Raw genomic sequence first — 13,083 nt, forward strand, 5'->3', positions numbered from 1 at the left:
GGGTGACGCGGGCCGGCGCCGCGGCGCGCGAACCCCGCACGGCAGCGACCCCCGGGCGGAGGCGAACGCCCGGGGGTCGCGCCGTGGGGGCTTGGGGGTCAGGGCAGCCGGGCCCCGAGTGCACCGAGGGCGGCGGGGACGGGCTGGAAGAAGGTCTCGCCGCCCGAGGAGCAGTCGCCGCTGCCGCCGGACGTGAGGCCGAGGGCGGTGTCGCCGTCGAAGAGGGCGCCGCCGCTGTCGCCGGGCTCCGCGCAGACCGTGGTCCCGATCAGGCCTGTGACCTGGCCCTCCTGGTAGTTGACGGTGACGTCGAGAGCGGTGACCTCGCCGTCGTGGACCTGGGTGGTGCTGCCGCTGCGCGAGACGTGCTCGCCGACGGTCGCCTCGCCGGCCTTGGCGATCTCCTGCCGGCCGCCGTCGTAGAGGTCCACCGCGCTGGGATGGTCGGTGGTGGCGGTGTACTTCACGAGGGCGTAGTCGTTGCCGGGGAAGGACGCCTTCTCGGTCGTGCCGATGCGGGAGCCGCCCTGCGACTCGGACCAGGAGGCCGAGGCGTTGCCGCAGTGCCCGGCGGTCAGGAAGTACGGCTTGCCGCCCTTGGTGACGTTGAAGCCGAGGGAGCAGCGCACTCCGCTGCCCCAGATGGCGTCGCCGCCCGCGACCAGGGGCCGCAGCGTGCCGGCCGTCCGCTTGACGGTCGCCCTGTCGCCGAGGGCGGCGACGGCGTCGCGCACCTTCACCAGGGCGGCGCCCTCGACCGTGCGGTCGACGGTGACGACGACCTTGCCCGCCGCGTGGTCGACGTACGTGGTGGTGCCGGGAACGGCCGCGTCGGCGTCGAGCGCCCGCTGGGCCGAGGCGAGGGCGGCGGCCGTGGGCGTCACGGCCGGACCGGGGGTCGCCGCACCGGCGCTGTGCGTGGTGAGCGAGGTGGTGGCCAGGGCCGCGGCGCCGGCGACGGCCAGGGCCGTCCGGAGCCTGGGTATGCGTGAGTGGTTCAACTCGCCGACCTCCTGTGAGGGGGGTGCGCCCGTCGTCGTCGACGTCCGGGCACGGGAGGATTCATGCGGCACGGCCGCGACCGCACGTCGCGTCCATGTCAAGAGTTGCCGAACGAGTGTCCCGTCCGGACGTCGCGGCGCACAAGAAAGCATCCGGTCGCACACGATCGCCCACGAGGGCGCGGGTGAGAGGAGCGACCGCTTCCGCAATATGACGCTCCGTCAGAGGTCAACGGCGTGAACACCCGTGACCGCCGCCGTCACCGGACGGCGGGCGGATAGCGGACACGGCGCGCCGCGACTGTCCGGTATTCGCCCGCGCGCCGACGGCTGTACGGCCGGGAGCGACTAGCTGCTGCTGCCACAGCTCGAGGACGAGCAGCTGCTGGACGAGCAGCTGGAGGACGAACAACTCGAGCTGCCCGAGCAGCTCGAACCGCTCGAGCAGGACGAGTACAAGGTCGACGAGGACGAGGAGAACGACGAGTACGAAGAACTCGTCCTCTTCTTCCGGGTGGAGGAAGCGCGGCGCACGGGGGAATGGCTCGAGGGCTCCTGGTCCGCCTTCTTGAGCTGCGTGCGCAGCTCGCCGTCGGGGAGTGCCTCGTATCCGCGCCGGGCGACCAGCCCGGCCAGCCGGGCCGCCTCGTCCCGCTCCTCGTTCCAGGGGCCGTTCCAGGGGTCGTTCGTCTCGAGGTAGGCGCGGTACTCGGCGCCGAGGTCGGTGGCGTTCTCCCAGGAGCAGCGGGGCGGGGCGCACTTCACGCGCAGGACGATCCCGGCGACGACGAGGACGTACGCGAGCAGCGCGACGGCGAGGAATCCGGGGGCGAACAGCAGGCCCGTCCCCAGGGTCGCCCCGACGACCAGGCCGGCCACCTGCGTGTTGGCCGCGCTCTCCCAGGAGCGCCGCGTGGCCGCCGACAGCAGCAGGCCCCGCGCCTCCAGCGAACGCTCCAGGGTGTCCATCGCGGGTTTCCAGCGGAGCACCGTCCGGAGCTTGCTGAGCGAGCCGCTCCAGTCGGCGCCGCACGCGCTCAGGAGCGCGCGTTCCACAGCGTCGTGGGAGACCGCCTCGAGCACCGTGACCTTGCCGTCGGATCCGACGGCGATCCGTCCGTCGGTGACCATGCGGGTGATCACGGTGTCGGCGGCGCGGTAGCCGCCGCCCATCAGGTAGGCGACCTCGACCGTCTCCGGCGTGCTGATCTTCCGGACGGGGATGTCGGCGCCGCGCGCCTGGCCCCGTAGGGAGAGGAGCCAGGCCGAGGGGCCCACGAGGCCCACGAAGGCGAGCAGCGCGAGGAAGGCGAGCATGGGGTCACCTGTCTTTCTTGCGGAGGGCCGACGCGAGGCGGCGCAGAAGTCCACGGGGGGCCGGGGCGGAGGGGCGCTGCTCGTCCAGCCAGGCGGCCAGCCGTGCCCGTCGGCCCGCCTCGTGGGGGCCGGTGCGGTCCAGGACGTGGGCGGCGAAGTCCAGTGCGTCACGGCGGTAGCCGTCGGTCATGGGGTGCTCGCGCGCGTACGCGGCGAAGAGCGGGCGCATGTCCTCGCCCAGGATGTCCGTGAGGCCGGGGGCGATCTTGGCGATGACGCCGGCGCGCTTGGCGACCAGGGCGCGGCGCTGGACCTCCAGCCGCGGCCGGTCGAAGCCGTCGGGGGGCGCGCCGCCCGCGACCAGTGCCGAGAGCAGGGCGTGCTGTGCGGCCGCGAGTCTCTCCCGGGCCGCGTCGGTGTCGCGGTCAGGCACGTACGGTCCCCTTGGCCACGGCGCGTATCGCGTCGAGTTCGGCCGCGAGTTCGTCGGCGGCGGGAAGTCGTCGTCGCGCTCGAGCAGGACGCCGGGCGGGGCCGTGCGGGCGCAGAGCTCGGCGAGGACGTCGAGCACGGGCGGGCCGACGGGGTGGGCGTGGGTGTCGTGCCACACCCCGCCGCGCTCGACGCCGCCGGCCACGTGCACATACGCGATGGCCTCGAGCGGGAGCCCGTCGAGCACCTCGGCCGGGTCCTCGCCTCGGTTGACGTGGTTGGTGTGGAGGTTGGCGACGTCGACCAGCAGCCGCACGCCGGTGCGCTCGACGAGCTCGCCGAGGAACTGCGCCTCGGTGAGCTCCTCGTCCGGCCAGTTCAGCAGCGCGGCGACGTTCTCCAGGGCGAGCGGCACGGGAAGGACCTGCTGGGCGATGCGTACGTTCTCGCACAGCACCGCCAGGCCGTCGCGGGTGCGCGGTACGGGCAGCAGGTGGCCGGCCTCGACGCGCGGTGCCCCGGTGAGCGGCCCGCCGGCGCGGACGAAGGCGATGTGCTCGCTCACCAGCGGCGCCCCGAGTGCCTCGGCCCGCTCGGCCAGCGCGATCAGCCGGGCGAGGTCGGGGCGGTCGGCGCCGCCGAGGCCGAGGGAGACGCCGTGCGGGATCACGGTGGTGCCGCGCTCGAGCAGTCGCTCGAGCGGTGCGGGGAGGTGGCCGGGGCAGACGTTCTCCGCCACGACCTCCACCCAGTCGATGTCCGGCAGCCGCTCGATGTCCTCGGCGATCTCCGGGCGCCAGCCGACGCCCGTGCCCAATGGCACGCTCATGATCACACCCCCGTGTTGCCCCCGTGGCGCTCAGCGCCTATACGAAGGTCATTCCCCCCGCATGCCTTATGAATCCTTGATCAGCAGGATAGGCAGCCTTGGTGTGATCTTGTCGGCGGGTGCGCCCCGGCCGGCGGGCACCGCCGGCCGGGGCGCACCGGGGCTCAGCCGACCGGCGTCCCGGCGCTCTGCAGCAGGTCCGCGTGGTACCTGCGGGCGACGCCCGGGTGGGCGCGGAGCCAGCCCTTGATCTCGTTGCGGCCGTACTCGGCGAAGAGCGGATTGGTCGCGTCCTGCGTGACGCCCGGCGCCCTGTCGGCGTGGGCGAAGGGGACCGGCTCGATCCGGGCGTCGAGGCGGGGGTTGTAGAAGAACGGCACGGAGTAGCGCTCGCGGGTGCCGGGCGGGCTGACCACGCGGTGGTTGGTGGCCTTGAGGTAGCCGTCGGTGGCGACCTCCAGCAGCTCGCCGAGGTTGATCACGAACGCGCCCGGCATCGGCGGGACGTCGATGAACGCTCCGTCCGGCCCCTCCACCTGCAGGCCGCCGACCTCGTCCTGCAGCAGCAGGGTCAGGAAGCCGTAGTCCTTGTGGGCGCCCACGCCCTGGGCGGCGCCGTCCGGAGCGCTGCCGGGGTAGCGGACGAGCTTGAGGTGCAGGTGGGGGCTGTCGGCGAAGGCCTTGTCGTAGAAGTCCTCGGGCGCGCCGATCGCCGCGAGCAGCTCGTGCAGCAGCCGCTCGGCCACCGAGCTGAGCCGCTCGATCCAGTGCAGGGCGGCGGAGCGCAGCTCGGGCAGGTCGGCGGGCCACTGGTTGGGGCCGTCGAGCCACCAGTAGCCGGGCTGGTCCGGGGCGGGGACGTGGGGGGCGCGCTCGGCCCCGATGTCGAGCTGGTCGCGCCAGTCACGGCTGCCGCCGGTGCGCTCGTCGCCTATGCGGGTGTAGCCGCGGAAGTGGGGCGAGTTGAGGTTGCTGATGGCGAGGCGGTCCGCCTCGGGGAGGGCGAAGAACTTCCGCATCGCGCGCATCAGTTCCTCGGTCTCGGCGGGGGTGATGCCGTGGCCGGTCAGGTGGAAGAAGCCCACGTCACGGGCGGCGCTGTGCAGCGCATCGTGGAAGCGGGCGCGGGCCTCGGGGCCGGCCGAGGCGGCGGAGAGGTCCAGAACGGGAAGCTCGTTGATCATGAGGTGTCCACAGCGTGAAAGGGCCCGGTGAACGTCCGGCGGTAGCCGGACGGCCCGCCGGGGCCAAACGCAAGGGTATGCGGGCACGGCGGGGCCGGGTAGGGCGTGATGAGCGGAAGCTGTAAAGCAGAAAAGAAAGCGGCGGCCACGGCCCTCAGAAGTGGGCGGGCGTAGGCATGAAGGTCAGCCGGAGAGGCGACAGGACATGCTCGTGACGCGGACGAAGTCCACGTGGCGGCGCTTGACGAGATTCACAGCACCGAGCGTATACGCCTTCGGCGGTGATCAGTGCGCCCGGCGGGGGTGGCACGTGTCACACGCCGTTCACATACGCCGCTTGTCCACCACCAGTGCCCGCTCGTAGTGCCCTGTCTCCTCGATGTCGCCGGCGTAGGGGCCCACCTCGGCGAGGAACGGCGCGAAGTGCGGGCCGTGCCGGAAGCCCTGCTCGTGGTCCTCGACCGAGGCCCACTCGACACGCAGGACGTAGCAGTCCGGGTCCTCCACGCCGCGCGCCAGTTCGTAGGCCAGGCACTGAGGCGCTGCGTACAGATGGCCGAGGGCCTCCGCACAGGACCTTTCGAATGCGCCGCGGCGGTCGGCGTCGGCGATGCGGTAGCGGATGTATTCAACGGTCACGGAGTGTCTTCCTCCCTCTGATCCACCGGATTCCTCGTACCCCTGGAACATCCAAAAGCCCGCCCGGACGCATGGTGTGGGGGCGCTGTCCGAGCGGGCCGACGGCTGAAGAATCCCGCCGCGCCGGGCACGCTACCAGGCGCTCGGCAAAGGGGGTTGGCCACACCGCCCGGGGAATGGACCGCTGGAGCGAATGAGTGAAAGTCCGGAACTTCTTGAATAAACCGCAGTTACTCAGTTCGCTTCCCGGTGGGAATCATCGATCGATCGAAAGGTATAGACGTGCTGAAGAAGGTACTCGCCACGGCCGCCGTTTCGGCTTCCGCGGTCGGCGCCATGGCCTCCCCCGCCATGGCCATCGGCAACGACACGGACGTCGCGAACGCCAACGGCGCGAAGACCGGTTACGGCAACACCAAGACCGGGGGGGTGGAAAGCCCGCAGATGAGCCTGATCCAGGGCACGCTGAACAAGCCGTGCCTGGGCATCGGGAAGATCAACCTCCAGGGTCTCGTCGGGGCGGTGCCCATCAACCTCCAGGACATCCCGATCCTCACGTCGCAGCAGCAGCAGCAGTGCACCGACAACTCCACGATCAACGACGGCGACGACCCGCTGTCGCACATCCTGGACGAGATCCCGATCATCTCGGGCAACGGCTCGGGCAACGGCTGACGATCGCGTCGGATCCCACATCGGTTGCACCGAATTCCCCCTGCTCCGGGTGTACGGGCCCCGGGGCGGGGGGATTCTTATGTCTCCGCCCCGATTGTCTCCGCCCCGGTTGTCCTCGCCCCCGACCGTGTCCGCCCTCGACCATGGGAGGCCCGGCACTCGTGCTCGCACCCCCTTTCCCCCCGCTGGCCGTCAACGTCCTCGACGCCTCGTCGCTGCTGGCGTCCTTCGGCGCGCTCGGCCTCGCCGTGGTGCTGTTCGCGGAGACCGGCCTGCTGATCGGCTTCTTCCTGCCGGGCGACTCGCTGCTGTTCACCGCCGGACTGCTGTGCAGGGCGGGCGCGTACTCCGGGCCGCACCTCGACCTCGCGCAGGTGCTGGCCGCCTCCGTGGTGGGCGCCCTGGCGGGCGCGCAGTGCGGCTACGTGCTCGGCCGGCGGGGCGGCCGGGCGCTGCTGGCCCGCTCCCACAGCCGGCGGCTGCACGAAGGCGCCGCCCGGGCCGAGGAGTTGCTCGGCCGCTACGGTCACGCCCGGGCCATCGTCCTGGCCCGCTTCGTCCCGGTGGTGCGCACGGTTCTCAACCCCCTCGCCGGGGCGCTGGGGGTCGGCGCCCGCACCTTCGCGGTGTGGCAGGTGGCGGGCGGGCTGCTGTGGACGGTGGGGCTGGTGGTGGCCGGTTACGGTCTCGGCTCCGCCCTCCCGGGCGTGGACCGGTATCTTCTGCCCCTCGTGGCCGTCGTGGTCGTCCTGTCGCTGCTGCCGCTCGCCTTCGAGCTGCTGCGCGGCCGCCGCCGGGCCGCGGCCGAGGCACCGACGATCGTCACGCGAACCGACGGAGGACAGCGATGAAGGACATACCCCAGGCGCTCGGGCCCCTCCTCCACCCGTCCCCCTGGCCCGCGTTCGACGGCTCGGGCATCGACGGCGGCCTCTACACCGACATCACCCGCGACGCCCGGCACGCTCCCTGGCTGCTGAACGACACGGTCGTCACCTGGTCCGCCTTCGGGCTCGGGCTGTTCGCCGCGCTGGTGCTCGCGGCCTGGTGGCGGGCGCGGCGCTCGGACTCGCCGATGATGGCCCGGGTACTGGCCACGCCGCTGGTGCTGGCGGTGGTGTACGGCGTGGACATGGCACTGAAGGCGCTGGTGCGGGAGGAGCGGCCGTGCCGGTCCATCCCGGGCAGCTTCACCCTGGAGTCGTGCCCGGCCTCGGGCGACTGGTCCTGCCCCAGCAATCACGCGGTGATCGCCTTCGCGGCGGCGGCCGCGCTGTGGCTGGTCGACCGCAGGCTGGGGGCGCTGGCCGTGCCGGCCGCGCTGGCCATGGCCGCCTCCCGGGTGTGGATCGGGGTGCACTATCCCCACGACGTGGCCCTCGGGGCGCTGGTCGGCATCGCGCTGGCGGCTCCGCTGACGGTGTTCGCGACCCGGGGCGCGCCCTGGGTCGAGCGGGCCCGCAAGGGCCGGCTGCGCCCGCTGCTGCTGACGGCCGCGTGAGCGGCCGCGCGCCCGCCCCGCGGGCGGTACCGACGCCCCGGGCGACGCTCGCGGCCTCCTCGGCGGCGGGGCTGGCCGTGCTGACGGCGCTGGTGGCGTCGGCGGACGGCAGGCCGTTCGCGGTGGACACCGCCGCCCACGCGGAGGCCCTCGCCCACCGCTCCGCCGCCGCCGTCGACGCCGCGCGGCGGCTGACCGCCACGGGCACGGGAGTGACGGTGTACGTGCTGGCGGCCGCGGCGGGGTGGTTCGCCTGCCACCGGGCGCGGGTGCCGGCGTCGCGCCGGGTGCCGGTGGTGCTGGCGGCCCTGGCCGTGCTGGGGCTCGGCCAGACGGTCCGTATCGGCCTGCGGACCGCCATGGACCGCTCCCGGCCGCCGGCCGCCGACTGGGCGGCCCACGCCCACGAGGCGTCGTTCCCCTCGGGACACGCCACCACCAGTGCGCTGGTGGCCGGGTTGCTGGCCTGGGGCCTGCTGCGGGCGCTGCCGGGGTCCGGGGGCGGGTGGCGGCGGCGTGCTGCGGGCTGTGGGCGGCGGGGGTGGCGGCCACCCGGGTGTTTCTGGGCGTCCACTGGGTCTCGGACGTCGTGGGCGGCTGGCTGCTGGCCACGTGCTGGCTCGCCCTGACCCTGCCACTGCTCGGCCGCGTGGCCGGGCGCGCGGCCGGCGGGTCCACGGCCCCGGTCCGTACCGCTTCGCGAACGGAGCGGTCCGCTCCGGGAACGACCGCCGGTACGCCGCCGCCGCGGGACCGATCCCCGGGGCGCCGCACGGCCGTTCGCGGGAGCGACGCAACCCCCGGATCGGGTGAGTGACCACGCTGGAGTGAATCGCACAGCGGCCGCCGGGCGTCGCGTCCGGTGGCCAGGGGCCGATCCACACCAATTCGAATTCCTGAACGAGAAAGCGCTCCTCGGAGACCGTGACGACCCCCTGACGGGCGTCGTTTTCCGATCATTCGTCCGATCGGCCGTCAACGAGGAGGCCCCGTGCACCACCGGCGGAACAGCCGCACGAAATCCGGACTCACGGATCCGCCATTCGAACAAGAGGGGGCGTCGCAGTCCGAGCAGCTGCTGTTCGGCGGCCCGCTCCGGCACGACCAGGGCTGGAACAAGCACGAGAACGCCTACCTGGAGATGTCCCTGTGGACCATGGCGCTGCGGCTGCCGCGCCTGATCGCCTCCACCGTGCGGCTGGCGCGCCGGGCGGACCCCGGGGCGCTGCGGACCGTGGCCGTAGCCGAGATCACCCACGGCGTGAGCCAGGCGATCGGCCTGGTCGCCGTCAACGACGTGCTCGCCGCCGTCCTCGCCGCCGGACCGACCGGCGGCCGGCTGCACGACGCCCTGCCCTCCCTGCTGATCGTCGCGGTCACCGCCGTCGTCGGGGCGCTGGCGACCTCGGCCTCCACCTCCGGCACCGGCCGCCTGGAGCCCAAGGTCGAGCGGGTGGCCACCGAGATGTACCTCGAGCGCGTCATCCACGTGGAACTGGCCGCGATCGAGGACGAGGAGTTCCACCGGCTGCTCGACTCGGCCCAGTACGGGGCCTCCTCCGCCCGCCGCATGATCAAGTACTGCACGGCCGTCGTCGGCGCGCTGGTCGCCTTCGCCGCGGCCGCGGGCGTGCTGACCGTGCTGCACCCGGTGCTGCTGCCGCTGCTGGCCCTGACCACCCTGCCGCGGTCCTGGGCCGCGCTGCGCAACGCCCGGGCGCGCTACGCCTCCTTCCAGCGCTGGGTGCAGCACTCCCGGGCCGGCCGGCTGCTGAGCAACCTGCTCATCCGGCCCGAGCCCGCCCCCGAGGTCCGGGTGCACGGCGTGGGTCCGTTCCTGCTGCGGCACTACCGGAGCATGTCGGAGAGCGCCGAGGCGGAGCAGACCCGCCTCGCCCGGGACGCCGCGCGCACCCGCCTGATCGCCGCCGCGCTGACCGGGGCGGCGGCGCTGGGGACGTACGCGGCCCTGGGCTGCCTGCTGCTCACCGGCGTGATGCGGCTGTCGGTGGCGGGCACCGCCGTGCTGGCCACCCGTAGCGGCTCGGCGAGCCTGGCCACGCTCATCCTGCAGGTCAACAACCTCTACGAGGAGGCCTGTTACGTCCAGGACCTGGAACGGCTGTGCCGGGAGGCGGGCGAGCGGGCCATTCCCTCCGGGGGGAGCCCGGTGCCGGAGGATCCCCGGGAGATCCGGTTCGAGAACGTCTCGTTCACCTATCCGGGAAGCGACGCCACCGCGCGCCCGGCCCTGGACGACGTCAGCCTGAGCATCCCCGGCGGCAAGGTCGTCGCCCTGGTCGGGGAGAACGGCTCGGGCAAGAGCACCCTGGTCAAGCTGCTGGCCGGCCTCTACCGCCCCGACCGCGGGCACATCCGCTGGGACGGGCAGGACGCCGACGGGCTGGACCGGGCGGAGATGTTCTCCCGGTTCGCCATGGTCAGCCAGGACTTCCAGCGCTGGCCCTTCACCTGCCGCATGAACGTCGCCATCGGGCGCACCGAGGTTCCCGTCGGCGAGGAGCGGCTGGCCAAGGCCGCCCGCTACGCCGGGGCGGACGACATGATCGCCGGCCTGCCGCGCGGCTGGGACACGCTGCTCGCCCGCGGCTACCAGGGCGGCCACCAGCTGTCCGGCGGTCAGTGGCAGCGGCTGGGGATCGCCCGCGCCCGCTACCGCGAGGGGCGCGTCCTGATCGTCGACGAACCCACCTCGGCGCTGGACGCCCGCGCCGAGCTGCAGGTCTTCGAGCAGATCCGCCGCCTCGCCGACCAGGGCCAGACGGTCCTCCTCATCACCCACCGCCTCGCCTCGGTGCGGCAGGCCGACGTCATCCACGTCCTGGAGGGCGGCCGGCTGCGCGAGAGCGGGACCTTCGAGGAACTGATGCGCCACTCCCCCGCGGGCATCTTCCGCGACCTGTACCGGTTGCAGCGCGACCAGTTCGCCGAGGACGACCCGGCGGTCCCCGGCGCCCGGCGGTCCCCCGACCCCGCCGAGACCGTCAGCCTGTGACGTCCCGCTGACGCGAGGGTGGTCCGCCGCCGGCCCGCGGCGGACACGGCCCGGCCCGTACGGCGTCGCGTCCGTACGGGCCGGGCCCGGATGGGCTACTTTGCTGGGATATGACAGGTATGGCGGTTTCCAGGCGGACCCTGCTGGCCACCGGCGCGGCCGCCGGCGTCACGCCCCTGGCCGGTCCGCCGCACACGGCGGCCGCCTCCGGGCGGCCCGACGGCGCCACGCGGGTGCGGACCGGCTTCGAGCGTCTGGCGGCCGACGGCTACCGGCTGCTGGACGGGCAGCGGGTCGGCGTCATCACCAACCAGAGCGGCATCACCTCCGACGCGCGCGGCGTCGTCGACGTCATGCACGCCGACCGCCGGGTGCGGCTGCGGGCCGTCTTCGGCGCCGAGCACGGCTACCGCGGTACGCCGCAGGCGGGGCTCTCCGAGGGCGACTACACCGACCCGGCGAGCGGGCTGCCGGTGTACGACACGTACCGCAAGAGCGGACAGCCGCTCGCCGATCTGTTCGACCGGGCCGGGGTCGACACGCTCGTCTACGACAGCCAGGACGCCGGGGCCCGCTTCTACACCTGCATCTGGACCCTCTACGACTGCATGGTGGCGGCGGCCCTGGCCGGCAAGCGCTTCGTGGTCCTGGACCGGCCGAACCCGGCGGGCGGCCGTGAGGCGTACGGACCCGTGCTCGAGCGGGCGTACGCGACCTTCATCGGGCGCGCGCCGATCGCCCAGGCCCACGGCATGACCGTCGGCGAGCTCGCTCTGCTCTACAACGGCGAGTTCGTGCCCTCCGTGGCCGGGCGGGCCGTGCCGCTGACCGTCGTGGAGATGTCGGGCTGGCGGCGCGGCGACTTCTTCGACGCCACCGGGCTGCCCTGGGTGCCGCCCAGCCCCAACATGGCGACGCCCGACACGGCGCTGGTCTACGCCGGCACCGGGATGTTCGAGGGCACCACCATGTCGGAGGGGCGGGGCACGGTCCGCCCCTTCGAGATGCTGGGCGCCGAGGGCCTCGACGGCCGCTGGGCCAGGGCCGCGAACGCCGCCGGGCTGCCGGGCGTCCACTTCCGGGAGGCCTATTACTCCCCCACCTTCGGCCCCTCGCAGGGCCGGACGGTGGGCGGCCTGCAGCTGCACGTCCACGACCGCCACGCCTTCGACCCGGTCCGTACGGGCATCGCGCTGCTGGTCACGGCGAAGCGGACCTGGCGCGGCTTCGCCTGGCGCCCCGACCGCTTCATCGACAAGCTGACGGGCTCGCCCCGGGTCCGGACCATGATCGACGCCGGGGCGGGCACGGACGAGGTGACCGGCGCCTGGCAGCGGGAGCTCACGGCCTTCCGGGCGGTGCGGCGCCGCTACCTGCGCTATCGCTGACGAAGCGGTCAGCAGTCCAGCGGGTAGGGCATCTGGTCGTTGACCGGTCCGGTGTTGCGGCAGATGCCGTAGCCCTGGCTGCGCAGGTCGCTGATGATGCCGGGCAGGGCGTCGGGGAAGTTGCTGAACAGGTGCCCCAGGACCACGCCGTTGTGCTTCTCCTCCGGCGTCGCGTCCCGCACGGCCGCCCGGATGTCCTCGGCGCTGCGCGGCTGGCCGTCGGTCTTCTCCCAGTCGTGGGTGTCGATGGTCCAGTTGCAGATCCGGAAGCCCATGTCGGCCGCGACCTCCCGCTCCCGCTCGTCGGCGGCGCCGTAGGGCGGGCGGAGCATGTTGCCGCCCACCCCCTGGCGGATCTCGTCCGTGAGGACGTCCTCGTCCAGCGCGGTCAGCTTCTGGTGGGAGAAGGAGTGGTTGCCCACCCAGTGGCCCTGCTGCCGCAGGGTCGCGGTGATCTGGGGGTACTGCGCGGCGAACTTGCCGATGAGGAAGAACGCCGCGCGTACGCCCTGGGCCTGCAGCTGGGCGCCGATGCGCACGGACCGCTGCGGGTCGTTGTACGGCCAGTCGTCCAGCGTCAGCAGCACCCGGCCGGAGGTGTTGCCGCATCGCTCGCGGTCGTAGACGCCCTCCTGTTCGGCGGTGCGGGGCCGGGGGGCGGCGCCCGCGCCGTCACCCTCGTGCGGCACGGCCTCGGCGCCGCCCGCCTTGCCCGCCGGGTTGTCGGCCCGGTTGCCCAGGGGCACGCTCCGGCAGTTCGGGCCGGCCATGCCCTGCGGCCCGCACTCGGTGGGGTCGTCGTCCACCGCGTGCGCCATGTACGCCGAGCAGGCCACGAGAACGGACAGGGCAAGGACCGGCTTCAGCGGAGCCCGGCGGCGGCGCCGGTGGCGTCCGCGGCCACGCCGGAAGGCGTCACGGTATCCGGACATGCACGACTCCTCACGGGTGACGGATCGCCGGATGCGCACGGTCCGTCACCTCACCCCGGCGACGACGCCGGTTCGATGATCTTGACACCCACCCTCGGGGCAGGTGCCAAACCTCGCAACCGCGCGCCGCCCGGTGATTCCTCCGCCCGGGTGCACCGGCGGCGCCGCG

General features: G+C 73.4%; 12 protein-coding genes and 1 pseudogene. 7 read left to right on the top strand and 6 right to left on the bottom strand.

All coding sequences use genetic code 11. The features are described 5' to 3' along the window. Nucleotides 1-98: 98 nt before the first annotated feature. The 5 genes and pseudogenes from J1792_RS25435 to J1792_RS25455 all read right to left on the bottom strand — a co-directional run bounded on the left by J1792_RS25435 (nucleotide 99) and on the right by J1792_RS25455 (nucleotide 5,402). Nucleotides 99-1,001 (bottom strand): S1 family peptidase, encoded by a 903-nt coding sequence (locus J1792_RS25435; RefSeq protein ID WP_242646604.1) that lies wholly within the window; start codon nucleotides 999-1,001, stop codon nucleotides 99-101. Nucleotides 1,002-1,349: 348 nt separating this feature from the next. After that, nucleotides 1,350-2,318: a TIGR04222 domain-containing membrane protein gene (locus tag J1792_RS25440; RefSeq protein ID WP_086573396.1), complete on the bottom strand. Its 969-nt coding sequence runs from the start codon at nucleotides 2,316-2,318 to the stop codon at nucleotides 1,350-1,352. A gap of 4 nt (nucleotides 2,319-2,322) precedes the next feature. Continuing rightward, a pseudogene (locus J1792_RS25445) lies at nucleotides 2,323-3,579 on the bottom strand (multinuclear nonheme iron-dependent oxidase). Between the two features lie 164 nt (nucleotides 3,580-3,743). Next, on the bottom strand, nucleotides 3,744-4,763 hold the full coding sequence (locus J1792_RS25450) for an isopenicillin N synthase family dioxygenase (RefSeq protein ID WP_086573397.1): 1,020 nt from the start codon (nucleotides 4,761-4,763) through the stop codon (nucleotides 3,744-3,746). 324 nt (nucleotides 4,764-5,087) lie between these two features. Then, complete coding sequence (locus J1792_RS25455; RefSeq protein ID WP_086573399.1) at nucleotides 5,088-5,402, bottom strand: antibiotic biosynthesis monooxygenase family protein; 315 nt, start codon at nucleotides 5,400-5,402, stop codon at nucleotides 5,088-5,090. A 282-nt stretch (nucleotides 5,403-5,684) separates the two neighbouring features. On the opposite strand from J1792_RS25455, the gene J1792_RS25460 reads away from it, so the two are divergent. From J1792_RS25460 to J1792_RS25490, 7 genes are all read left to right on the top strand, one after another. After that, nucleotides 5,685-6,077 (top strand): rodlin, encoded by a 393-nt coding sequence (locus J1792_RS25460; protein WP_086573401.1) that lies wholly within the window; start codon nucleotides 5,685-5,687, stop codon nucleotides 6,075-6,077. A 143-nt stretch (nucleotides 6,078-6,220) separates the two neighbouring features. Next, nucleotides 6,221-6,928: a DedA family protein gene (locus J1792_RS25465; RefSeq protein WP_086573402.1), complete on the top strand. Its 708-nt coding sequence runs from the start codon at nucleotides 6,221-6,223 to the stop codon at nucleotides 6,926-6,928. Further along, nucleotides 6,925-7,578, top strand: coding sequence for a phosphatase PAP2 family protein (locus J1792_RS25470; protein ID WP_207248292.1), 654 nt, complete (start codon nucleotides 6,925-6,927; stop codon nucleotides 7,576-7,578). Before J1792_RS25465 ends, J1792_RS25470 begins: the two co-directional genes overlap by 4 nt. Then, nucleotides 7,575-8,207 carry a phosphatase PAP2 family protein gene (locus J1792_RS25475; RefSeq protein WP_207248293.1) on the top strand — a complete coding sequence of 211 codons (633 nt, stop codon included), beginning with the start codon at nucleotides 7,575-7,577 and terminating at the stop codon, nucleotides 8,205-8,207. Before J1792_RS25470 ends, J1792_RS25475 begins: the two co-directional genes overlap by 4 nt. Continuing rightward, on the top strand, nucleotides 8,135-8,395 hold the full coding sequence (locus tag J1792_RS35945; protein ID WP_372446173.1) for a hypothetical protein: 261 nt from the start codon (nucleotides 8,135-8,137) through the stop codon (nucleotides 8,393-8,395). The genes J1792_RS25475 and J1792_RS35945 overlap by 73 nt, the downstream gene beginning before the upstream one ends. Before the next feature lie 258 nt (nucleotides 8,396-8,653). Continuing rightward, entirely contained in the window at nucleotides 8,654-10,594 is a 1,941-nt protein-coding gene (locus J1792_RS25485) for an ABC transporter ATP-binding protein (RefSeq protein WP_242646695.1), read from the top strand. A gap of 119 nt (nucleotides 10,595-10,713) precedes the next feature. Next, nucleotides 10,714-11,982 (top strand): exo-beta-N-acetylmuramidase NamZ family protein, encoded by a 1,269-nt coding sequence (locus J1792_RS25490; RefSeq protein WP_086566090.1) that lies wholly within the window; start codon nucleotides 10,714-10,716, stop codon nucleotides 11,980-11,982. A gap of 8 nt (nucleotides 11,983-11,990) precedes the next feature. On the opposite strand, the gene J1792_RS25495 is transcribed toward J1792_RS25490, so the two are convergent. Beyond that, nucleotides 11,991-12,914, bottom strand: coding sequence for a polysaccharide deacetylase family protein (locus J1792_RS25495; RefSeq protein ID WP_086566089.1), 924 nt, complete (start codon nucleotides 12,912-12,914; stop codon nucleotides 11,991-11,993). Nucleotides 12,915-13,083: the final 169 nt, after the last annotated feature.

Source organism: Streptomyces triculaminicus (assembly GCF_017349075.1).
In the GTDB taxonomy this organism is placed as follows: domain Bacteria; phylum Actinomycetota; class Actinomycetes; order Streptomycetales; family Streptomycetaceae; genus Streptomyces; species Streptomyces triculaminicus.

What these genes read in the sequence shown, in the direction of transcription:
- J1792_RS25465 (WP_086573402.1), top strand. Translation starts at nt 6,221, where the DNA reads ATGGGAGGCCCGGCACTCGTGCTCGCACCCCCTTTCCCCCCGCTGGCC.
- J1792_RS25470 (WP_207248292.1), top strand. Translation starts at nt 6,925, where the DNA reads ATGAAGGACATACCCCAGGCGCTCGGGCCCCTCCTCCACCCGTCCCCC.
- J1792_RS25450 (WP_086573397.1), bottom strand. Translation starts at nt 4,763, where the DNA reads ATGATCAACGAGCTTCCCGTTCTGGACCTCTCCGCCGCCTCGGCCGGC.
- J1792_RS25440 (WP_086573396.1), bottom strand. Translation starts at nt 2,318, where the DNA reads ATGCTCGCCTTCCTCGCGCTGCTCGCCTTCGTGGGCCTCGTGGGCCCC.
- J1792_RS25495 (WP_086566089.1), bottom strand. Translation starts at nt 12,914, where the DNA reads ATGTCCGGATACCGTGACGCCTTCCGGCGTGGCCGCGGACGCCACCGG.
- J1792_RS25490 (WP_086566090.1), top strand. Translation starts at nt 10,714, where the DNA reads ATGGCGGTTTCCAGGCGGACCCTGCTGGCCACCGGCGCGGCCGCCGGC.